This window comes from Brevundimonas sp. GN22, from assembly GCF_054824005.1.
This window is the reverse complement of sequence record NZ_JSYD01000035.1, coordinates 1-20,063: the sequence shown is the minus strand read 5'-3', so window position 1 is coordinate 20,063 and position 20,063 is coordinate 1. Positions and strand designations below refer to the sequence as shown.

The following is a 20,063-nucleotide window of genomic DNA, read 5'->3' as shown; positions in this document are numbered from 1 at the left end:
CATCAGATCCTTAGCGGGTCACGGCGACGCGAACGGCGCCCAGTTCGGAAGAGCCGGAAGCATTGGCCGTGGTCGGGCCGCCCCAGCGGAAAGGAACGCGTACAACTTCGCGGCCACCCAGTTCGCGGGCGGCTTCGACGACGATGGTGTAGTTGCCGGCAGGCAGATTACGCAGACGCGAGGCCGAAACACTGACAGTGTGACGGCCCGGAGCCTTGGTCGGGCCCGATACGCCGTCCGCGGGCAGGCTCATGGCGCGGCCACCCTTGCGCCACCAGGTGCGCATGTCCTTCAGCCAGTCCTTACCGTCACCCTCGGCGTTGCGGGTCTGCTGGTACCAGACGGCGAGCGAGCGGTTCATCGTCTGGTCGGGATTCTCGATCCAAACCGCGACGTAAGGGCGGTGATAGGAGGCGCTGGCGATGCGCGGCAGTTCGACCGAGACAGTCAGATTATTGGCCATGGCCGGTGCCGCGGCGGCAGTCATTGCAGCGGTGGTCAGGACGAGGGGAAGCTTGCGCATGGGGAATACTCGTCAGTGAATGAACAACAGGGCGATGATGACGGGGATCAGCAGGCCAAGGCCCACCAATGGCCACGAGGACGGTCGGCTTCGGGCATGCAGCCAGACCAACGCCAGACCGGTGAGCGTAAAGATCACGCAGGCCACGGCGAAAATGTCGATGAACCAGTACCAGACGACGCCGCTGTTACGGCCTTTGTGGAGATCGTTCAGATAGGCGACAGCACCGCGCGTCGTCTTTTCATAGACGGCTTCGCCGGTGGTCCGGTCCAGCGTCATCCATGCGTCGCCACCCGGCATGGGCAGGGCCACATAGATTTCCTCGGCGGTGGTTTCTGTCGGCTTGCCCGCGATGTTGACGTCAAAGGCGTCCTTGGCCCAGCGGACCATCACATCGGGAGCAGGGTCAGTGGTTTCGTCGGGAAAGGCGGCGAGGCGTTCGACCAGCGGGGCCGGCATCTCTGCCGTCGTCTCCTTGACCACGGGCTTCGCAGGGATTTGCGCCGCGTGGTTGAGCGTGATGCCGGTGATCGCGAACAGCAGCATACCGACCATGCTGACCGCAGCCGAAATCCAGTGCCAGCTGTGCAGTTGCTTGAGCCAGAAGGCACGACGCGCATTGGGAGCCGCCGTCGGGCGGGCCTTTGCGGGCTCTACGATATCAGCATTCTCGTTCACCCCTTGGCCTTGCCACAAGCTGCGAACGATTTGCAATAGTAAATTCTCCAGCGTGGGAAATGCTCCACGAAGGAATCGCCGAAACTACAGGCGGGACAGGATTTCCGCGGCGTAGTGCGACAAGGTGTCGTCACGGGCACCCATCACTAAAATACGGTCACCAGCCTTGGCCTCGCGTACGATTAAATCTGCGCACTGGTCCCGGTCGGGCAGGGCTTCGGCGCGGCGACCCGCGCTGCGGATACCCTCGGCGATGTGCTGGGAGCTCACCGAGCGGTCGGTCGTGCCGCCGTAATAGACCGGCTCGGGCATCATCAGGATATCGTCGGGCTTCAGAAGCGTCGCGAAGGTGTCGATGAACTCCTGCTTCATCAGCTTCAGCGGGCCAAAGCCGTGCGGCTGGAACATCACCAACAGGCGGCCGTCAAAGGCGTGCAGGGTTTTGAGGGTGGCGGAAATCTTGTCGGGGTTGTGGGCGAAATCGTCGATGACTGTAATGCCCGAAGCCGATGTGCCGACCGTTTCCAAACGGCGGCGAATACCTTCAAAGCTTTCCAGCGCGGTGGCCGCATCCGCCACCGAAACGCCCAGAGCCGTAACCGCGCCGATGGCTGCGATAGCGTTGGCCACATTGTGCGCGCCGGGAACCTTCAGGCGCACGGTGCGGGTATTTTCCGGCGTGATCAGTTCAAATTGGATACCGTCCGCCAGGGGCAGGATGGCGCGCGCGGCGATGTTGGCGTCTCCCTCACCCAGTGCAAAGGTGAGGACGTGCGAGGTGCCGTTGGCCTGAAGTTGCTGGGCCAGCGCCGCCGTCTCGGTGTTGTCGAGGTTCAGCACAGCGGTCTGCGCACGGCCTACGAAGCCACCGAACAGATCGCGCAATTCTTCCATGGATTTGTGGTCCAGCGAGATGTTGGACACCACCGCCACGGTCGGGTTGTAGCGGGCGATCGATCCGTCGGACTCGTCCACTTCGGCGACAAAGTTGTCCGCTCCGCCAACCAGTGCCGAGGCGAAGGGTTGGTCTTCGGTGACGAAGTTCTTCATCACGGCACCATTCACCACGGTCGGCTTGCGGCCCGCATGGTGCATGATCCATGCGACCATGCCGGTGATGGTGGACTTGCCGCTGGTGCCCGCAACGCCGACCGAGACGGAGCTGGCATTGAACAGCTGGCTGAGGAACTGCGGGCGGGTCAGGATGGTCGCGCCGACGCGTTTGGCGGCGGCGATATCGGGTACAGTGTCCTCGATAGCACCGGATGCAATCACGGTCTGGTCCGGCGAAGTAACGCCCGAGCCGTCCTGCGCAAACAGGCCCACGCCGTGCGCCCGCAGCCAGTCGAACTTCTCGGGCGTACGACCCTGATCGAGTGCGCGGTCAGAGCCGCTGATGCGGTTGCCCTGCGACTGAACGATGAGAGCCAGCGGCATCATGCCCGAGCCGCCGATGCCACAGAAATAATAGTCTTTGTTCATCGGCTTGATTTTGATGCACGAATACGAGGAATGTCTTCCTGCCTGACTAGCACTTCAGTCGCCTGAGACCAGCCCTGACCTATGCATAGCGAAACTTTCCGTATCGGGGTGGTCAACACCAGCTCCCGTCTCGCGCCCGAGCGGGGGCAGGCGATCACCGAATGGGCACAGCGGATGTGGCCGGCTGGCGAGGTCGAACTGGTGATGCATCCGTCATTGTATGAGATGCACGGGCATTTCGGTGGCGATGACGCGACGCGGGCGCAGGCTCTGATAGAATATGCCAATGACCCGACCCTGGATGCGATCTGGTTTGCGCGCGGCGGCTATGGCTCGTGCCGTATCGCAGAGGCGGTGATCCCGCATCTGAACGAGCACGCCCGCAAGAAACGTTACCTTGGCTATTCCGACGTCGGCACCTTGCTGGCTGCGCTCTACAAGGCAGGCATAGGCACGGTTGCGCATGGTCCGATGGCGGCGGACGGCTCGCGCAATGACCTCACCGGTCTGCGTGCGGTGAACTGGCTGCGTAACGGCGACGCGGCCTCGCTGGAGCCCAGTTTGCTCGAAGACCGCCGTCCCGCTGTGGCTTTTAATCTGACCATTCTGGATCAGCTGGTGGGCACGGATGTCGAGCCGGGTTTGAGCGGCCATGTCATCATGCTGGAAGAAGTTTCCGAGGCCATGTACCGCGTCGACCGCATGATGTTCCACCTGACTGGGCAGGCCTCGATCCGCAAATGTGCCGGTATCCGCATGGGCCGCGTTTCGGACGTGACCGAGAATGATCCTGACTTCGGTATGACCGCCGAAGAGATTGCCCGCCACTGGTGCGCACGGGCAGGGATCGAATATCTGGGAAGCGCCGACATCGGTCACGACCGCGAAAACAAGGTCGTCCCGTTCGGTCCTCGCTGATCAGCCTTTCAGGACAATCCCGTCGGGCCGCGCCTCGAAGGCGGACAGGCGGCCAAGGAAGCTCATGCCCAGCAGCGGGGCAGGGAGATCGCGGTCGATAACCACTGCATCGACGTCCTTCATCTGCACGCCCGCAATCGAGATACGGCGCAGCACGATGGGGGCGGCCTGCACCGGACCTGCGGCAGTCGTCAGGGTTTGCGAGAACTCGCTTTCGTGCGGAATGACGCCGAGACGTCGGGCATCGCGACGGCTGAGGGTCACGAGACTGGCACCGGTATCCACCAACATGCGCATCTGACGCCCCTCGATCGAGGCGTCGGCCCAGTAGTGACCGTCCGCGGCCCGCAGGATCGCCGGCGCTGCCATAGGCGTAGCCGAACTCTGCGACAGCGGAACGATGAGGACAGGGCTGTTTTCCTGCTCGGCACTATAGGCCATGCGCAGGGCACCGACACACCCCAGCGAGGTGATGGCGGCGGCCAGAAATACAACCAGTGAACGCGAGTCGAAGCGGATCATGTTGGTGATCCTGACAGTTGGGGGTTCCCATGTTGTGAACCGACGTGGCGAACAAAAGGTTGATGCCGGACCGCCGTTCTCAGCGCAACGCCGGATCGATCCTTTCGGCCCGGGAAGGCAGTTCGGCCATCAGTCGCACCCGCTCCTCTTCCGGCAGGCGGCTCCATTCGGCGATTTCCTTGAGGGTTCGGTAACACCCCAGGCAAAGGCCGGAAGCGCCGTCAACAGCGCACACCATCACGCAAGGCGTGGAGACGGCGCGTGGAGGAGCCGAGCGCGGTGGTGTCGAACCCTCGGTCATTTTGAACCGCTTTTATGACAGTGTGGCGACATATGATCCGAGTCCAGACTAATTTGTGTTGACTTTCACAACCGTGGGTATATATAGGCTGCATTGACACGAACTGACTTCACAGGGTGAGAGTCCCAAAAAGCAAGCGTGTCTTTCTTTCTCGTTCAACGAAAGGAAGGCGCTCAAAATGAACGATAAAAACCGTAAACTCCAACACGCCATGATGTCTTTTGCATTGTTTGGCGGCATGTTTGTAAACACCAAGCACGTCAACGGTGCCGGTGATCGCGTGATCAGCCACCCGTCGAATTTTGTGCCCATTAGGATCAATAAGGCGCGCGCGTAGTCGCGAGACCGTTGATCCAACGTTTGAACCCCGGTCGTCAGGCCGGGGTTTTGTCATTTCAGGGCTGTGTCGCACTTGCTCTGGGCCGCGTCCTGACACAAACCCGCGTTTCGGATGTTTTTGCAGGAGAGTTGTGGCGTGGCCCTTATCGAGGAAAAGCGTGAAGGCGGGATCGTTATCTGGACCTTCGTCCGCCCCGAGCGACTGAACGCCCTTCCGGACCTGACTGATGGAGACGAAGTCGCCAACCTGTGTGAGAGGGTTAATGCGGACCCTTCTGTGCGCTGTGTCGTGCTTACCGGCGAAGGGCGCGCATTCTCGGCGGGCGGCGATCTCAAGGCTATGAAGGAGCGCCGCGACCTGTTTGCAGGAAGCGGTGCCGAAATCCGCGAGCGCTATCGCCGCGTGGTCCACCGCATTGTCCGCTCGTTGTATGGGCTGGAAGTGCCGTTGATCACGGCTGTGAACGGTCCGGCCATGGGGCTGGGCTGCGACATCGCCGGTCTGGGCGATATCCGTATCGCTTCGGACAGGGCCAGTTTCGGCATTCCATTCATGAAGCTGGGCATCATCCCGGGCGATGGCGGCTCGTGGCTGCTGCCGCGCAATGTCGGCTACAACCGCGCCGCCGAACTGTTGTTCACTGCGCGCAGCATCGACGCGGCCACGGCCGATCAATGGGGGCTGGTCAACCGCGTGGTGCCGCACGACACCCTGATGGATGGGGCGATGACCACAGCCCGCCAGATTGCGGCCCAACCGCCGCAGGCTCTGCGCATGGGCAAGACCCTGCTGCGTCAGGGGCGCGATGCCAATTTCGATCAGGTACTGGAAATGAGCGCCGCCATGCAGGCGCTGGCCCATCTGACCGATGACCACATCGAGGGCGTCACGGCCGTTCTGGAGAAACGACCTGGCGAGTTTTCGGGTCAGTGAGACCATAAAAAAGGCCCGCCGGACTGGCGGGCCTTTTGCTTTTCACACCGTAGCCTAGCGGCGGGTTGCGGGCTGCATCGAACGGGTGGCGGGTACGCCTGTTGCCGCTTCGCGCTTGGCACCGGCGGTTTCGCCGGGCTTCATGAATTTGACCAGTACGCGCTGGCCGATCAGCAGCGGGGCGTCGCCGACATCCACGACCACCTCGACCACGCGCTCGTCGGTACGTTGCGACGGGTCATCGGACGCCAGCTTGCGGGCACCGAATACAGCCGCACGACGAAGCACCTTGCCGACATAGACCTTGGACGGGTCGGTTTCCGGCGTCACTTCGACCTGCTGGTCAGTGGTGACGTTCGGAATGTCGGCCTCGACGATTTCGGCGCGGGCGATGCGCGGGGCTTCCGGCTCCAGATCGAACATGTTCGATACGTTCAGGGTCGAGGCACCGGCACCCGGGTTGGCATAGCGGCGCACGATGCGGCCATTGGCAGGCGAACGGATGACCGTCAGCTCGACGTTATAGGCGGCTTGATCGCGGCGGGCGCGGGTGGTTTCCACCACCGCCTGTTGGGAGGCGTAGCGGGCACGGGCGGTGGCAACCGTATCGCGCGCCTGATCCAGACGCTGGGCGGCCACAAAGTTGGTTGCAGCCAGTTGTTCCATGCGGGCGAACTCGCGCTCGGCTGCATTGATGTCGACCTGAAGCTGGCGAAGCTGGCTCTGGGCGCTGGCCAGATCGGCGTTGGCGGTTTGCAGCGACAGACGCGGCTCGTCGTCTTCCTGACGGGCCAGAATCTGGCCGGTCGTGACCATGTCGCCTTCCTGCACATAGACTTCGCGAACCACGCCGCCACGACGGGCAGCGATCTGGATGATGCCGCCTTCCACGTCGATCTTGCCGTTGGCGATTGCGGCGTAGGGGCTTTCGACCTTCACGGCGGCCTGTTTGGCCTGTTCAGCCTTCTTGGCCTTCTGGCCGCTGACGACCACGAAGCCGAGCACGACGATGACAAGAAGGATCAGGCCGATCCAGAGCCATTTATTCTTCAAAAAAGCGGGCATTATGGTTCGTTCCAGAAAGAAGGTCAGTGCGAAGCCAGGGCGGCGTCGGGATTGGGTGTGCGACGCTGGTCGTCGATGATGACCCCGTCTTCGATGTGAATGACGCGGTCAGCCCACGCTTCCAGACGCGGGTCGTGCGTCACGCAGATAACGGCGGCCCCGTGCTCGGTCGCGGCGCGGCGTAGCAGGCGGATAACGATCTGGCCGTTCTCGCCGTCCAGCGCCGAGGTTGGCTCGTCCGCGAACAGGATTTGCGGGTCTTTGGCGAGGGCGCGGGCAATTGCCACGCGCTGTTTCTCGCCGCCCGACAGGGCTGCGGGACGCAGGGTTAGGCGATGGCCCAGACCCACTTCTTCCAGCGCCAGCTTGGCGCGGGCCTTGGCGGCATCGGGCGACAGGCCTTGGTACTTCAGAACCGTCGTCACCTGCTGCAGCGCCGTCAGCGACGGGAACAGGTTGAAGCCCTGGAAGATGAAGCCGCAGTGGTCGAGGCGGAATTTGTCGATCTGGCCGCCCGACAGCTTCCACAGGTTCGGGCGATCCAGCGCCGCGACCGAACCTTCGTCGGGACGCAACAGACCCGAAAGAGCCGCGATCAGCGTCGACTTGCCCGAGCCGGACGGGCCCATGATCATGGTCAGGTCGCCATGCTTGGCGTCGATGTCGACGTGCTTGAGCACTTCGATCATCCCGCGACCGGACTTGTAGCGCTTGACGATGCCCTTGGCTTCGATGGCGGCGTCGCCGTGTTTTCCGTGAGATTTCGTAATCATCGCAACAGGTCCGCCGGTTGGCTCTTCTTGAGAATGCCCATCGACAGAATGCCGGAGAGCATGGCGATACCGATCAGGAAGGCACCGACGATAATCAGCAAAACGGGGTGCAGAACGATCAGGACCGCGCCCATACGCGCCAGAACCGAGAGCCCCCACGTCAGGAAGATGGCCGCGCCCACGCCGACAATGCCGACCCAGAAGCTCAGCTCGATCACGATCCGGCGCAGACTGCCCATGCCGACGCCAAGGGCGCGCAGCGAGGCGAACTCCTTGATGTTGGCCATGATGGCCCCGCGCAGGGTCTGCCAAGTGATGGCAACACCGATGATGAGTCCAAGCACCGCGCAACCGGCCACGATGATGACGAGGATGCCTTCCTCGAACAGGGCGGTGGCATTGGCGTCAGCCAGTTGCTGGCGCGTCCACACCTTCCACTGGCCCTTGCCCATGTCGTTAAGCTGGGCAGCGACGATGGAAGCGCGGGCAGGGTCCTTGAGCTTGACCATCAGCGGGCCGACGTTGGGGCCGGTATCGGCCTGACCCATCATGCGCAGGGTGTCGCGGCTCATGACGATGGTCGGCTGCATCATGCTGGGATAGCCGCGCAGAACACCGACGACCGTCACGGTTTTGCCGTTATAAAGCGCCTTGTCCCCCAGTTTCACGCCCAGCTTGGGCATGGTGGTCTCGTCCATCGCCACCGTAAAGGGCTGACGCAGGGCATCGATCAGTTCTTGCGAATAGTCGATAGGAATGGTGACCGCATCGGGGGTGGTGTCGATGATCTGGGTCGAGACCCAGTTCATTTTCGGAGCCCCCTGACGCGCGCGATCGGCCTGCGACATGGTCGGGTCCACGTCCTTGACCGACTGGAAGCTGCCGCCCGCCATATCGAAGGGTTGGACCTCCTCGATCTCCGGATGGTTGTACACTTGCGGGATGAAGCGGCGCGGAACGCCCGACGGGCCGCCGAACAGGCTCTTGGCCCCCGGTTGCATGACAATCAGATCGGCGCTCGAGCGTTCGATCTGCGCGGTAAAGCCCTTGCCGATGCCCAGAAAGACGCCGGTCATGGCCAAAACCAGCAGCCCTGAAAGGGCCAGTGCCATGACGGCAGCCATGTATCTGCGCCACTCGAATAGCAGCGTCGACAGAGCAAGGGACATACGGTGACAGACCTCGGTAATATGAATTCTGTCTGACCGCATGAGGGGTTTAGGCCAAGTTAAATCGAGGTAAGGGGGCGCTTTCGTGTGACATTCCTCGGGATTAGGGGCTTGGAGCCGCCTACAAGGTGTGGTTGATCACCACCCTAGAGTGAAATCGACACGCGACCCGACGTTGGGTCCGGCCGCTGTCGCCAGAGGGAGCCCCCTATGTCTCTTCGCCGTAATGTTACGTTCTCGGCCTCGCTGGCCGTTATCGGCATGGCTATGGCCATGGCCAGTGTTCCGGCCGGTACCGCGCGCGCCGAAGAAGGTATGTGGACCTTCGACAACTTCCCGACCCAGACCGTAAACCAGACCTACGGCACCCGTATCGACCAGGCATGGCTGGATCGCGTACGTGAGTCGGCTGTGCGCCTGCAGGGCTGCTCGGCCTCGTTCGTCTCGGGCGAAGGCCTGATCCTGACCAACCACCACTGCGTGGTGTCGTGCGTACAGGATCTGTCGACCGCCCAGAACGACTACGTCAAAAACGGCTGGATGACCGCCACACGCGAAGAAGAGCGCAAATGCCCGGGCCAGACCGCAGAGGTTCTGACCGAGATCGTTGACGTCACCGATCGTGTGCTGGGTGCCGGTGAAGGCCTGACCGGCGGCGAGTTCGTCCGCGCCCGCTCGGCTGAAATCGAAAAGATCCAGAAGGAGGCCTGCGGCGACGACACCAAACGCACCTGTCAGGTGATCAGCTTCTATCGCGGCGGCCAGTACAAGCTCTACAAGTTCAAGAAGTACGACGACGTGCGTCTGGTGTTCGCACCGGAGTTCCAGGCCGCCTTCTTCGGCGGTGATCCGGACAACTTCAACTTCCCGCGCTATGCCCTCGATGCCGCCTTCCTGCGCGCCTACGAGGACGGCAAGCCGGTCGCCTCGCCGGTTCACCTGAAGTGGAATGCCGACGCTCCGAAGGAAGGCGAGGCCGTCTTCGTTGCGGGCAATCCGGGCACGACCCAGCGTCTGCTGACCGTTTCCCAGCTGTCGCAACTGCGCGATCAACAACTGCCGATCACCCTGATCCAGTCCTCGGAACTGCGCGGTCGTCTGACCGAGTATTCGACCACGTCCGAAGAAGCCCGCCGCGTCACCGTGGACCCGATCTTCGGCCTCGAGAACAGTTTCAAGGTGTTCTACGGCCAGGTCGGCGCTCTGACCGATCCGTCGTTCTTCGGTAAGAAGGTCGCCGAGGAAACCGAACTGCGTGAACGCGTCGCCGCCGATCCGGCACTGGCCGAGCGCATCGGTAACCCGTGGGCCGATATGGACGCCGTCGTCGCCACCCAGCGCCGCCTGTACCTGCCGTACCGCCAACTGGAAGCCGCAGCGGGCCAACGCTCGTCGCTGTATTCCTATGCCCGCTCGATCGTTCGTGCCTCGAAGGAACGTGCCAAGGCTGCTGACCAGCGCCGCGCCGGTTATTCGGATGCCGACATCGCTGCCATGGGCCGTCGTCTGTCGACCGAGGTGCCGATCTCGAACGACGTCGAACGTATCGCCCTCAGCTTCTGGCTGACCAAGACCCGCGAATATCTGACGGCAGACAACGCTCAGGTGAAGGCTCTGATCGGTGCCGAGAACCCTGAGGCGCTGGCGACCCGTCTGGTCGAAGGCACCCGTCTGGCCGATCCGGCCTTCCGCGCCGAAGCCCTGAACATGACGCCGGAGCAGATTGCCGCTTCGGACGATGCCCTGCTGAAGTTCGTTCTGGACAACGATGACGCTGCCCAAGCCATCCGCGCCCAGTACGAAGCTGAAGTCTCGGCCCCGTCGGCCCGTGCGGCCGAAAAGATCGCACAGGCCCGCTTCGCCGTTTACGGAACCAACCTGTATCCGGACGCGACCTTCTCGCTTCGTCTGTCGTACGGTTCGGTGAAGGGCTGGACTGAAGGTGACAAGACCATCACCCCGTTCACCCACATCGGCGGCCTGTATGAACGCCAGACCGGCGCAGAGCCTTACAACGCCTCGGAACGCTTCATGGCGGCCCGCGACCGTGTGAACAAGAATGTCGTCTATGACTTCGTGTCGACCAACGACATCATCGGCGGCAACTCCGGTTCTCCGGTCATCAATGCCAAGGGTGAAGTGATCGGTGCGGCCTTCGACGGCAACATCCACTCGCTGGGTGGCTCGTTCGGTTACGACGGTGAACTGAACCGCACGGTCACGGTTTCGACCGCTGCGATCACCGAGTCCCTCCGTAATGTCTACAACCAGCCGCACCTGCTGCGCGAACTGGGCGTACGCCGTTAATCACGGGACTTAGCGTCACGATTGCGGGAGGGGGTTGCCATTGGCAGCCCCCTTCTGTCTTTTCAGCGCAATTCACGAGGGACCCTCTTATGCGCCATCTCGCATTTTTTGCTTCTGCTGCTGTTCTCGCATTCGCCGCTTCTGCCGCTCCGGCTGCGGCTGAAGAGGGCATGTGGACCTATGACAACTTCCCCATCGCCAAGGCCAACCGGCAGTTGGGCACGAACATCGATCAGGGCTTCATCGACCGCCTGCGCCTTTCGTCGGTGAAGTTCGGGGGATGCTCTGCCGGTCTGATCTCGGGCGAGGGCCTGATCATGACCAACAACCACTGCGTCGCCACCTGTGTCGCCAACCTCTCGACCCCGCAGGTCCAGTATGCCGAAACCGGCTTCCTGCCGCGTTCACGCGAGGAAGAGCTGAAATGCCCGGGGGCGACGGCCGAGATCCTGACCGACATTTCGGACGTGACCGAGCGCGTCAACAAGGCCGCCGAGGGTCTGGATGGCCAAGCCTTCACCCGCGCCAAGGAGGCCGAGGCCGCCCGCATCGAAAGCGAAGCCTGCGGCAACGATCCCAAGGTCCGCTGTCAGGTGGTCAGCCTGTATCGCGGCGGCCAGTTCAAGCTCTACAAGTTCCGCAAATACGACGACGTGCGTCTGGCATGGGCACCGGAAGACCGCGCGGCGACCTTTGGCGGTGACCTCGACAACTTCTCCTTCCCGCGCTTTGCCATCGATGCGGCCTTCATCCGCGTCTACGAGGACGGCAAGCCGGCGGCGACCCCGACCCACTTCAAATGGAACGCTGACAAGCCAACCGAAGGCGAGCCGATCTTCCTGTCGGGTAACCCCGGCTCGACCCAGCGTCTGTTGACCCAAGCCCAGCTGATGACCATCCGCGACGTGGTCCTGCCGATGGACCAGTTGATCGCATCCGAACTGCGTGGTCGTCTGATCCGCTATTCGGAAGAGGGCGACGAGCAGGCCTTCATCGCCATGGACCCGATTGTCGGTATCGAGAACACCTATAAGCGTGGACGCGGCCGTATGTCGGCCCTGATCGATCCGTCCTTCATGGCGACCAAAGCTGCTGCCGAGGCGGATTTCCGTCAACGCTACATGCGCCAATGGTCTGAAATGCAAGCTGGACTGCGTAATGAGCAGCGCCGCAGAGGACAATCTCAGATTTTTATCGAGCCTGTGAACCCGTGGACCGCACTGGAAGCCGTCCAGCCGGTCGCGCGTGAGCTTTATGCCCCCATGGCGCTGCTGGAAGGCGGCACCGGCATGGGCACCACTTCGGTCGCCGGTGGTTCCAACCTGTTCAGTTATGCCCGCACTTTGGTTCGTGGTGCTCAAGAACGGGCCAAGCCGTCGGGCGAGCGTCTGGCCGAGTATTCAGACAGCCGTCTGTCGGGCGTCGAGACCCGTCTGTTGGCCGACAAGCCGACCTATCCGGCGCTGGAACAGATCCGTCTGGAATGGTGGCTCTCCAAGACCCGCGAATGGCTGACGGTCGATAGCCCCTACATGACTGCCTTGCTGGGTAAGGAGAGCCCCGAAGCTCTGTCGGCCCGCTTGGTCGAAGGCTCGAAACTGGCCGATCCGGCGGTGCGCCGCGCCCTGTGGGAAGGTGGTCTTGCGGCCATCGAAGCTTCGGATGATCCGATGATCCAGTACGCCCTGCGTGTGGACGCCGACGCCCGCGCCATCCGCAGCGACTGGGAAAACCGCGTGCAGGCCCCGACGGACAAGGCGTCGGAGCAACTGGCTGCGGCACGCTTCGCTGTCTATGGCGATGCCGTCTATCCGGACGCCACGGGCACGCTTCGCCTGACCTACGGCAAGATCGAAGGCTCGGACGTTCCGGGCCAGCGTTTCGGTGCCTTCACTACTTTTCAGGGTCTGTGGGACCGCGCCACGGGTGCAGAGCCGTTCGTCCTGACGCCGGGCCTGCAAGCGGCCAAGGATCGTATCGATCCGACCGCCGTCATGAACATGACCGTCTCGACCGACACCATCGGTGGCTCGTCGGGCTCGCCGGTTCTGAATGCCAAGGGCGAGATCATCGGTGCGAACTTCGATTCCACCGTACTCAGCCAGCGCAATGCCTACGGCTATGACCGCAACACTAACCGCAGCGTGATCGTGACGACCCAAGCCGTCACCACGGCGCTGAAGGACGTGTACGGTCTGAACCATCTGTTGGCAGAACTAGGCGTTCAATAAACATGTCCCAGTTGCGTTTCCGTCCGGCCCTTGAGGCAGACATCGCAACCCTTCACGGTCTGGTCGAGAGCGCCTATCGCGGTGCCTCGGCCAAGGCTGGCTGGACCCATGAGTCCGACCTTCTTGATGGTCAAAGGACCGACAGGGAAGAGCTGGCCGCCATCATTGCCGATACCACTCGCCAAATCTTGCTGGGGTCGGTTGAAGGTGAACTGGCCGGATGCGTCTGCGTCGAAAGCAAGGGCGCAGGTCGGGCCTATCTGGGGATGCTGACCGTTGATCCTCAGCGACAGGCCGGTGGTCTGGGGCGTCAACTTATTGCTGCCGCCGAAGATCTGGCGCGTGATCATTTCGGGGCAAACGTGATGGAGATGACCGTCATCGCCCAACGCTCGGAGTTGATCGCTTACTATGAGCGGCGCGGTTATGCGCTGACGGCGGAGACGCGGCCATTCCCGCTGCATGATCCCAGATTTGGCGAGGCCAAGCGGGACGATCTATACTTTGTGGTCATGGAAAAGGCGCTGGTTTGAAACCAGCGCCTTAATCATTTCAGCATGGAAGCGTGACCCTTAGAGGTCCTGCATCTGCTTCTTGGCGGCCGAGAAATACTGATAACCCGTCCAGATGGTGGCGATAGCGGCCAGCCAGATCAGCACGTCCGAAAACAGTTGGAAGTGCGGCAGATAGTCGAACGGCAGGCCGAAGCCATCCCAGTTGCGGGCGAACAGTTGGCAACCCAGAGCGACCATTTGCAGGGTCGTCTTCCACTTGGCCGCCAAGGTCACCGGCAGGGTGATGCGGCCAGCCATGGTTTCGCGCAGGGCCGAGACGGCAAACTCGCGGAACAGGATCAGGCCGCAAGGAATGATGATCTGCTGCACCGAACCCGACGTCAGAACGCCGAGGATAGCGCCGGTGACCAGGATCTTGTCGGCGATGGGATCAAGGATGGCACCCCAGCGGGTTTCGGCGTGCCATTTGCGGGCCAGATAGCCGTCGATCCAGTCCGTCGAGGCCGCGATCACGAAGATCCAGAAGCCGATGCGGTACATGGCGAACTGGTCATCGGGGCTGAGCATGGTCGAGATGAACGGCCAGCCGCTGGTCGCACCGGCGAGCAGCAGGAACATCACGACGCCAGCAGCCAGACGGATGCCGGTCAGGATGTTGGGGATCGGGTTGGGCTTGTGGGCAGTCGCCATGGAATATTCCGTCTATGAGCCGCTTGGTTTGCCACGCTTTGCGGGCAGAAGCGAGGCCGGGCCGTTTTCACAGCCCGACCCAGCGGCTTTCATTCCTTAGGCCAGCGGCTCGAAACGCTCGCCGTCGCCGGCACGCGTCAGTACGCCGTCGGCAATACCGAAGTGCAGACCGACCAGCTTGAGCTCGCCTGATGCCTCGCGCTCGGCAATCCACGGGAAGGTACGCAGGTTGTCCAGCGACAGTTTGACCACGGCTTCTTCGGCCACGCGCTCGACCTGATCTGCAGGATAGGACTCGCACACGCGTTTGACGGTCGGCACGCCTTGCTCAACCCACGGCAGGATGAAGTCACGGCAGCTGTCCGGCGCGCCATTGATCATGGCGTTCACACCGCCGCAGCCTGCGTGGCCCATGACCACGATCTGCTTTACGCCCAGTACCTTGACGCCAAACTCCAGCGCCGCCGAGACGCCGTGAAGCTTGCCATCCGGCTCATACGGCGGGACGAGGTTGGCGACGTTGCGCACGACGAAAAGTTCGCCGGGTGCCGTGTCGAAAATCAGCGCGGGATCGGCACGACTGTCTGAGCAGGCAACGATGAGGGTGTGCGGCTTCTGGCCCTTCTCGGCCAGCTGCTCGTACTCAGCTCTCTTGGAGGGCCAGCGGTCCTCACGGAAGCGACGGTAACCTTGGGTGAGCTTGGTAATCATGAAGCGGTTCCTTGCACCCGTGCGCGCTGCACTTCAACCCGCCCTTCGTCGTTTTCTTAGCAATGGAAGAAGGCATGGATGCGCTCGGCCAGAGCCTGACTGACGCCATCCACCTTCACCAGATCCGCAACGGAGGCGCGTGAAACGCCCTTGGCCGAGCCGAAGGCGTGGAGCAGCGCCTTCTTGCGACCCGGCCCGACGCCGTCGATCTCGTCGAGCGGATTTTTCTTGATGTCCATGCTGCGGCGCTTGGCGTGCGCGCCATTGGCAAAGCGGTGGGCCTCGTCGCGCAGGCGCTGGATGTAATAGAGGGCAGGGGACTTGAGCGGCAGCATGAAGGGCGGCTTGCCCCGCGTGAAGAAATGCTCCTTGCCCGCGTCGCGGTCAGGCCCCTTGGCCACGCCGACGGCGGTGATGTCCGACAGGCCGTATTCGTCCAGCATGGCCAGAACCTCGGCCAATTGACCCGCGCCGCCGTCGATCAGCAGCAGGTCGGGGCGCTCGGTCTCCTCGCCCGCTTCCTCTTCCTTCACCAGACGGCCAAAGCGGCGGCGCATCACCTCGCGCATCATGCCGTAGTCATCGCCGGGGGTAAGGTCCTCGCCGCGAATGTTGAACTTGCGGTACTGGTTCTTGCGGAAGCCTTCCGGCCCTGCCACCACCATGCCGCCCACGGCATTGGTGCCCTGAATATGGGCGTTGTCGTAGATCTCGATCCGCTCGGGGCGGCTCTCAAGTCCGAATGCCTCGCAGACCTCGTCGAGGATTTTCGACTGCGCCGAGTTCTCAGCCAGCTTGCGGCCCAGTGCCTCGCGAGCGTTGGTCAGGGCGTGGTCGATCAGGCTCTTTTTATTGCCGCGCTTGGGCTGGCTGATCTCGACCTTGTGCTCGGCCTTCATAGAGAAGGCTTCTTCGAGCAGTTCCAACTCCAGCGGGCGGATGTTCGACAGGATCAGGCGCGGAACCGGCTTGTCCTCATAGAACTGTGCGAGGAAGGCGGACAGGACGGTGCCTTCATCGTCGCTGCGGTCCACGCGCGGGAAATAGGCGCGCCCGCCCCAGTTCTGGCCCGCGCGGTAAAAGAAGACCTGCACACAGGCCTGACCGCCATCCAGATGCACGGCAAAGACGTCGGCCTCGGCCACGCCGTCGGCGTTGACGGATGTTTCCATTGCGATGGTCGACAGGGCACGGATGCGGTCGCGCACGCGAGCGGCGTGTTCGAACTCCATAGCGTCCGACGCCGCCTGCATTTCTTGGGACAGGCGGTTGATGACCGCCCGCGACTTGCCGCGCAGAAAGGCCTCGGCCTCGTTGACCAGTTCGCCATAGTCCTCAAGGCTGATCTCGCCGGTGCATGGGGCCGAGCAGCGCTTGATTTGATAGAGCATGCAGGGGCGGGTGCGGCTCTCGTACACGCTGTCGGTGCAGTTCCTCAGCAGGAAGGCCTTCTGCAGGGTGTTCAGTGTGTTGTTGACTGCCCACGTCGAGGCGAACGGGCCGAAATAGTCGCCCGGAATCGTGTGTGCGCCGCGATGTTTGCGGACCTGTGGTGCGCGGTGGTCTCGCCGGATCATCAGCTCGGCGAATGACTTGTCGTCGCGCAGCAGGACGTTGAAGCGCGGCTTCAGCTTCTTGATATAGCTGGCTTCCAGCAGCAGGGCTTCGGTCTCGGACGCCGTGACGACCAGCTGCATGGAGCGGGTCAGGCTGACCATCAGGCCGATTCGCTGGGTGTGGAAACGGCCCTGTGCGTATTGGACGACGCGCTTCTTCAGCGACTTGGCCTTGCCGACATACAGGCACGATCCGTCCTCGCCATACATGCGATAGACGCCCGGCTTATCGGGCGCACGGCTCGCCTCATCGGCGATCAGGGCGGCGGCCTGCAGGGGGATGGGGGTGTCGGTCGGCTCGGTCATCCCTTCCGATATAGGCTCAGCCGCGGCGTACCAAAAGCACACCGCCAACAATCAGCAAGATTCCGCCGATGCGGGCCAAACTGGCGGGCTGGGGTGTGGTGCCGAATGCGCCGTAATGATCCAGAACCACGCTGATGGCCATCTGGGCGGCGACGACGAGGGTCATTGTGGTGGCGACGCCGAGTCTGGGGACTGCCCAGGCAATGCTGGTGACAAACAGGCATCCATAAAGGCCACCCAGCCATCCCCACCACGGGATGGAGCGAACCTCCTGACCCTCGGGTTTCACCTGCAGCGCAGCAGCGAGTATGCCCAGTGCCAGAGCGCCGATGACGAAAGAAACGAAGGCTCCGTTTACAACCGATCCCAGTCCGTTCGAGAGCCTCGCATTGCTGGGTCCCTGAATAGCGGTGAGGGCACCGGCAACAACCAGTAAGGCAATCGCAAAGAAGGGACCATTCATCGGGCGTCCTTACCAGTCGGGGGATACAGGAGCGCGACCGGTGAACTCGGCCAATCGCGCGCGGGTAGCCTTTGTCGTGTCGTCCGGCAGATCATCCGGTGAAAACCAGCCGATCTCGGCAATTTCGCCATGGCTGGTCCGCTCGCCAATTTCAAACCGGTCTATGTGAAAGACCGCCACATGGTCACCGGGGAAGAATCGCTCGTTAGAATGGAGCGACAAGAGACGTGGCTCGCCTTTGGCCGTCACACCGGCCTCTTCCCGCAATTCGCGCACGATCGCTGCGTGGGTTGTTTCGCCCTTGTCCACACCGCCGCCGGGCAGCCACCAACCGTGCAAATAGGTGTGTTTCACCAGCAGGATGCGCCCCTGATCATCGGTCGCTATCGCCCGCACGCCCAGCGTCATGCCACGGCTCAAGCGTGACCAGATGAAGAACAGGGGACGGGTAAACGGCTCGATGCGGGTGCGCCAAGTGGTCATACAATGACGATAGGCACGTCAGGGGTGGCTTGAACAGTGGTCTATGTGCCTCTATTCGGGGAAGAAACAGGGAGAACTCCAATGGTCGCCATCGCCACCATCTTTGCCTTCATCGCCGTCATCGCCGCTGTGAACTACTACGAGTTCGGCAGCATTGACTGATATCGGCTCGGGGGCAGGCGTCGCTGAGTGGCGCACTGCCCCGGATCAGGTGCGGGTTTTCCTCAAGGATGTGGTTGTTGACCTGAGTGTCGGCCTGCATCCGTGGGAGCGTCATCCAGAGCGCCCGACGCGCCTTGTGATCAATGTCGAGATGTTTGCCGACTGGCCTTTGCCGGACGGTGGTTTCATCAACTATGACCACGTGCGCACCCGCATCCTCGGCTGGGCCGGACGGCCCCATGTCGAGCTTCTGGAAACTCTGGCCGACGAAGTGATCTCGGCCTGTTTCGAACTGCCGCAGGTTCAGGCCTGTCGCGTTCAAGTCGCCAAGCCGCAGGTCTTTAACGAGGCTTCGGGCGCGGGCGTCGAACTCTTCTGCCGCAGGCCGCAAGTATGACTGGCAAGGTCGTCCTGATCACCGGGGCGGCCCGCCGCGTGGGCGCTGCGCTGGCGCGCGGTCTGGCGGCCGAGGGCTGGACGGCTGCGATCCACCATCGCAGCGGTGCTGATGAAGCCCGCGCGGTCGTAGATGACATCGCGGCTGCGGGGGGACGCGCTGACAGCTTCTTTGCCGATCTCTCGGACGAGAGGAGCCGCGGCGGCCTCATCAAGGCGGTGGTGGAGCGGTTCGGGCGCATCGATGCCCTGATCAACAATGCATCCATGTTTGCCTATGACACCCTGGACGACCTGGAGCCGTCCTTGTGGGACGCGCATCTGGCGGCCAACCTGACAGCCCCCGTGTTCCTGATCCGCGATTTTGCGCGCGCTGTCGCCAAACAGGGGGGCGAGGGGGCGGTGGTCAATGTGCTGGACCACAAGCTTGTCGCGGCCAATCCCGACTTCCTGTCCTATACGGCGGGTAAGGCCGGTCTGGGCGCGCTGACAGCCTCGCTGGCGCTGGGGCTGGCACCGGCCATCCGGTTGAATGCGGTGTCGCCCGGACTGATCCTGCGCAGTGGCGACCAGTCCGACGAGGAGTATCAGAAGGCGTGGTCCGATACTCCACTCGGGCGCGGCACCAGTCTTGAGGACATGCTGTCGACGGTTCGCTTCCTTCTGGGGACACGCGGCATCACCGGCCAGGTCATTACCGTGGACGGCGGCGAGTATCTGAAGCCTCGCGGTCGCGACGTGGCCTTTGACCCCAAGCTGAAGGCCTGAAAGTCGGGCTTTACTTACGTTTTCGCACAGTGTTGATGCGCAACCCCGCGCAAGCGCCTATATGGCGGCTGTTGTATCCCCTGATTGAAGTCTTCCATGCCTGCTGTCCGTTTCACCCGCCGCTTTTCGATGGCGCACCGGCTGATCGCCGATGCGGCGTCCAAGTGCGCCGTGCCGCACGGGCATAACGAGTTCGTCTCGGTGGTTTTAGAGCCCCTCAAGGAAATCGATTTCGGCGGTTCCAACTATGCGGCCAGCTTTGAGCGTTTGAAGACGCGCTGGCACGGCTTTGTGGACCGCAGTCTGGACCACGCCTTTCAGCTCAACAGCACCGATCCTCTACTGACCTATTTCAAGGAACACGAGCCGCAGCGCCTGAAACAGGTGCTGGTGGTGGATGGTGATCCGACGACCGAGGCTCTGGTCATTGCCCTTTGGCGCAAGCTGGAAGCGATCATTGCGGCCGAAGCGCTGCCGTTCCGTCTGTCGGAACTGGCGATTGAAGAGACCCCGACCAATACGGTGCTGGCGCGCGGTCTGACCGATGCCGAGCGCGCGTGGCCGCTGGCTGGCTGGTGCGACCGGGCGGACTACAGCATCAACGACATTCTGCCGCCGGAGACGTGGGCATGACGGTTACGCCTCTGCCGGTAGCGGCGACACATCCGCGCCGCTTGGGCATGACTGTCCATGTGCGCGGCCTAGAGGTTC

General features: G+C 62.5%; 23 protein-coding genes. 10 read left to right on the top strand and 13 right to left on the bottom strand.

Annotated elements, in window-relative coordinates:
* Positions 1 to 10: 10 nt before the first annotated feature.
* The 3 genes from OB03_RS05745 to OB03_RS05735 form a co-directional block, all read right to left on the bottom strand.
* Positions 11 to 523, bottom strand: a complete 513-nt coding sequence (locus OB03_RS05745; protein ID WP_461343495.1) for a DUF2271 domain-containing protein — start codon at positions 521 to 523, stop codon at positions 11 to 13.
* 12 nt (positions 524 to 535) lie between these two features.
* Positions 536 to 1,183, bottom strand: a complete 648-nt coding sequence (locus OB03_RS05740) for a PepSY-associated TM helix domain-containing protein (RefSeq protein WP_242914850.1) — start codon at positions 1,181 to 1,183, stop codon at positions 536 to 538.
* A 102-nt stretch (positions 1,184 to 1,285) separates the two neighbouring features.
* A complete protein-coding gene (locus OB03_RS05735; protein ID WP_461343494.1) occupies positions 1,286 to 2,683 on the bottom strand; it encodes a UDP-N-acetylmuramate--L-alanine ligase in 1,398 nt (465 codons plus the stop codon).
* 81 nt (positions 2,684 to 2,764) lie between these two features.
* Between OB03_RS05735 and OB03_RS05730 the strand changes: the two genes are divergently transcribed.
* Entirely contained in the window at positions 2,765 to 3,601 is an 837-nt protein-coding gene (locus OB03_RS05730; protein WP_461343493.1) for an LD-carboxypeptidase, read from the top strand.
* On the opposite strand, the gene OB03_RS05725 is transcribed toward OB03_RS05730, so the two are convergent.
* Positions 3,602 to 4,123 carry a retropepsin-like aspartic protease family protein gene (locus OB03_RS05725; protein WP_461343492.1) on the bottom strand — a complete coding sequence of 174 codons (522 nt, stop codon included), beginning with the start codon at positions 4,121 to 4,123 and terminating at the stop codon, positions 3,602 to 3,604. It abuts the gene before it with no gap.
* 79 nt (positions 4,124 to 4,202) lie between these two features.
* Positions 4,203 to 4,424 (bottom strand): DUF1289 domain-containing protein, encoded by a 222-nt coding sequence (locus OB03_RS05720; protein ID WP_461343491.1) that lies wholly within the window; start codon positions 4,422 to 4,424, stop codon positions 4,203 to 4,205.
* Positions 4,425 to 4,602: 178 nt separating this feature from the next.
* Between OB03_RS05720 and OB03_RS05715 the strand changes: the two genes are divergently transcribed.
* Together OB03_RS05715 and OB03_RS05710 are read left to right on the top strand one after the other, a co-directional pair.
* Positions 4,603 to 4,761: a hypothetical protein gene (locus OB03_RS05715; RefSeq protein WP_242914469.1), complete on the top strand. Its 159-nt coding sequence runs from the start codon at positions 4,603 to 4,605 to the stop codon at positions 4,759 to 4,761.
* A 138-nt stretch (positions 4,762 to 4,899) separates the two neighbouring features.
* Entirely contained in the window at positions 4,900 to 5,697 is a 798-nt protein-coding gene (locus OB03_RS05710) for a crotonase/enoyl-CoA hydratase family protein (protein WP_461343490.1), read from the top strand.
* Positions 5,698 to 5,751: 54 nt separating this feature from the next.
* Here OB03_RS05710 and OB03_RS05705 read toward each other — a convergent pair whose 3' ends face one another.
* From OB03_RS05705 to OB03_RS05695, 3 genes are read right to left on the bottom strand one after another with little or no spacing between them, the layout of a single operon-like run.
* Positions 5,752 to 6,762, bottom strand: coding sequence for an HlyD family secretion protein (locus OB03_RS05705; RefSeq protein WP_461343489.1), 1,011 nt, complete (start codon positions 6,760 to 6,762; stop codon positions 5,752 to 5,754).
* 23 nt (positions 6,763 to 6,785) lie between these two features.
* Positions 6,786 to 7,535, bottom strand: coding sequence for an ABC transporter ATP-binding protein (locus tag OB03_RS05700; RefSeq protein ID WP_461343488.1), 750 nt, complete (start codon positions 7,533 to 7,535; stop codon positions 6,786 to 6,788).
* Positions 7,532 to 8,704 (bottom strand): ABC transporter permease, encoded by a 1,173-nt coding sequence (locus tag OB03_RS05695; protein ID WP_461343487.1) that lies wholly within the window; start codon positions 8,702 to 8,704, stop codon positions 7,532 to 7,534. Before OB03_RS05695 ends, OB03_RS05700 begins: the two co-directional genes overlap by 4 nt.
* A gap of 210 nt (positions 8,705 to 8,914) precedes the next feature.
* On the opposite strand from OB03_RS05695, the gene OB03_RS05690 reads away from it, so the two are divergent.
* From OB03_RS05690 to OB03_RS05680, 3 genes are all read left to right on the top strand, one after another.
* Positions 8,915 to 11,011 carry a S46 family peptidase gene (locus OB03_RS05690; RefSeq protein WP_242914474.1) on the top strand — a complete coding sequence of 699 codons (2,097 nt, stop codon included), beginning with the start codon at positions 8,915 to 8,917 and terminating at the stop codon, positions 11,009 to 11,011.
* Positions 11,012 to 11,100: 89 nt separating this feature from the next.
* Positions 11,101 to 13,242, top strand: coding sequence for a S46 family peptidase (locus OB03_RS05685; RefSeq protein ID WP_461343486.1), 2,142 nt, complete (start codon positions 11,101 to 11,103; stop codon positions 13,240 to 13,242).
* A 2-nt stretch (positions 13,243 to 13,244) separates the two neighbouring features.
* Positions 13,245 to 13,775, top strand: coding sequence for a GNAT family N-acetyltransferase (locus tag OB03_RS05680; RefSeq protein ID WP_461343485.1), 531 nt, complete (start codon positions 13,245 to 13,247; stop codon positions 13,773 to 13,775).
* Positions 13,776 to 13,814: 39 nt separating this feature from the next.
* Here the strand turns inward: OB03_RS05680 and pgsA are convergent, their stop codons facing one another.
* From pgsA to OB03_RS05655, 5 genes are all read right to left on the bottom strand, one after another.
* On the bottom strand, positions 13,815 to 14,447 hold the full coding sequence (gene pgsA / locus OB03_RS05675) for a CDP-diacylglycerol--glycerol-3-phosphate 3-phosphatidyltransferase (protein WP_461343484.1): 633 nt from the start codon (positions 14,445 to 14,447) through the stop codon (positions 13,815 to 13,817).
* Positions 14,448 to 14,543: 96 nt separating this feature from the next.
* On the bottom strand, positions 14,544 to 15,158 hold the full coding sequence (locus tag OB03_RS05670) for a carbonic anhydrase (RefSeq protein WP_461343483.1): 615 nt from the start codon (positions 15,156 to 15,158) through the stop codon (positions 14,544 to 14,546).
* Between the two features lie 56 nt (positions 15,159 to 15,214).
* Positions 15,215 to 17,080 (bottom strand): excinuclease ABC subunit UvrC, encoded by a 1,866-nt coding sequence (gene uvrC / locus OB03_RS05665; RefSeq protein ID WP_461343482.1) that lies wholly within the window; start codon positions 17,078 to 17,080, stop codon positions 15,215 to 15,217.
* A gap of 16 nt (positions 17,081 to 17,096) precedes the next feature.
* Positions 17,097 to 17,543, bottom strand: coding sequence for a DMT family transporter (locus tag OB03_RS05660; RefSeq protein ID WP_461343481.1), 447 nt, complete (start codon positions 17,541 to 17,543; stop codon positions 17,097 to 17,099).
* A gap of 9 nt (positions 17,544 to 17,552) precedes the next feature.
* Positions 17,553 to 18,026 carry an NUDIX domain-containing protein gene (locus OB03_RS05655; RefSeq protein WP_461343480.1) on the bottom strand — a complete coding sequence of 158 codons (474 nt, stop codon included), beginning with the start codon at positions 18,024 to 18,026 and terminating at the stop codon, positions 17,553 to 17,555.
* Between the two features lie 36 nt (positions 18,027 to 18,062).
* On the opposite strand from OB03_RS05655, the gene OB03_RS05650 reads away from it, so the two are divergent.
* The 4 genes from OB03_RS05650 (at position 18,063) to OB03_RS05635 (ending at position 19,985) form a co-directional block, all read left to right on the top strand.
* Positions 18,063 to 18,188 (top strand): hypothetical protein, encoded by a 126-nt coding sequence (locus OB03_RS05650; protein WP_282452743.1) that lies wholly within the window; start codon positions 18,063 to 18,065, stop codon positions 18,186 to 18,188.
* Positions 18,181 to 18,585, top strand: coding sequence for a dihydroneopterin aldolase (locus OB03_RS05645; RefSeq protein ID WP_461343479.1), 405 nt, complete (start codon positions 18,181 to 18,183; stop codon positions 18,583 to 18,585). Before OB03_RS05650 ends, OB03_RS05645 begins: the two co-directional genes overlap by 8 nt.
* Positions 18,582 to 19,352, top strand: a complete 771-nt coding sequence (locus OB03_RS05640; RefSeq protein WP_461343478.1) for an SDR family oxidoreductase — start codon at positions 18,582 to 18,584, stop codon at positions 19,350 to 19,352. The genes OB03_RS05645 and OB03_RS05640 overlap by 4 nt, the downstream gene beginning before the upstream one ends.
* A 96-nt stretch (positions 19,353 to 19,448) precedes the next feature.
* On the top strand, positions 19,449 to 19,985 hold the full coding sequence (locus OB03_RS05635) for a 6-pyruvoyl trahydropterin synthase family protein (protein WP_461343477.1): 537 nt from the start codon (positions 19,449 to 19,451) through the stop codon (positions 19,983 to 19,985).
* Positions 19,986 to 20,063 lie beyond the last annotated feature (78 nt).

Bases quoted from the DNA above. Each gene is read 5' to 3' on its own strand.
- OB03_RS05745 (WP_461343495.1), bottom strand. From the start codon at position 523: ATGCGCAAGCTTCCCCTCGTCCTGACCACCGCTGCAATGACTGCCGCC.
- OB03_RS05735 (WP_461343494.1), bottom strand. From the start codon at position 2,683: ATGAACAAAGACTATTATTTCTGTGGCATCGGCGGCTCGGGCATGATG.
- OB03_RS05730 (WP_461343493.1), top strand. From the start codon at position 2,765: ATGCATAGCGAAACTTTCCGTATCGGGGTGGTCAACACCAGCTCCCGT.
- OB03_RS05725 (WP_461343492.1), bottom strand. From the start codon at position 4,123: ATGATCCGCTTCGACTCGCGTTCACTGGTTGTATTTCTGGCCGCCGCC.
- OB03_RS05720 (WP_461343491.1), bottom strand. From the start codon at position 4,424: ATGACCGAGGGTTCGACACCACCGCGCTCGGCTCCTCCACGCGCCGTC.
- OB03_RS05715 (WP_242914469.1), top strand. From the start codon at position 4,603: ATGAACGATAAAAACCGTAAACTCCAACACGCCATGATGTCTTTTGCA.
- OB03_RS05705 (WP_461343489.1), bottom strand. From the start codon at position 6,762: ATGCCCGCTTTTTTGAAGAATAAATGGCTCTGGATCGGCCTGATCCTT.
- OB03_RS05700 (WP_461343488.1), bottom strand. From the start codon at position 7,535: ATGATTACGAAATCTCACGGAAAACACGGCGACGCCGCCATCGAAGCC.
- OB03_RS05695 (WP_461343487.1), bottom strand. From the start codon at position 8,704: ATGTCCCTTGCTCTGTCGACGCTGCTATTCGAGTGGCGCAGATACATG.
- OB03_RS05690 (WP_242914474.1), top strand. From the start codon at position 8,915: ATGTCTCTTCGCCGTAATGTTACGTTCTCGGCCTCGCTGGCCGTTATC.
- OB03_RS05685 (WP_461343486.1), top strand. From the start codon at position 11,101: ATGCGCCATCTCGCATTTTTTGCTTCTGCTGCTGTTCTCGCATTCGCC.
- OB03_RS05680 (WP_461343485.1), top strand. From the start codon at position 13,245: ATGTCCCAGTTGCGTTTCCGTCCGGCCCTTGAGGCAGACATCGCAACC.
- pgsA (WP_461343484.1), bottom strand. From the start codon at position 14,447: ATGGCGACTGCCCACAAGCCCAACCCGATCCCCAACATCCTGACCGGC.
- OB03_RS05670 (WP_461343483.1), bottom strand. From the start codon at position 15,158: ATGATTACCAAGCTCACCCAAGGTTACCGTCGCTTCCGTGAGGACCGC.
- uvrC (WP_461343482.1), bottom strand. From the start codon at position 17,080: ATGACCGAGCCGACCGACACCCCCATCCCCCTGCAGGCCGCCGCCCTG.
- OB03_RS05660 (WP_461343481.1), bottom strand. From the start codon at position 17,543: ATGAATGGTCCCTTCTTTGCGATTGCCTTACTGGTTGTTGCCGGTGCC.
- OB03_RS05655 (WP_461343480.1), bottom strand. From the start codon at position 18,026: ATGACCACTTGGCGCACCCGCATCGAGCCGTTTACCCGTCCCCTGTTC.
- OB03_RS05640 (WP_461343478.1), top strand. From the start codon at position 18,582: ATGACTGGCAAGGTCGTCCTGATCACCGGGGCGGCCCGCCGCGTGGGC.
- OB03_RS05635 (WP_461343477.1), top strand. From the start codon at position 19,449: ATGCCTGCTGTCCGTTTCACCCGCCGCTTTTCGATGGCGCACCGGCTG.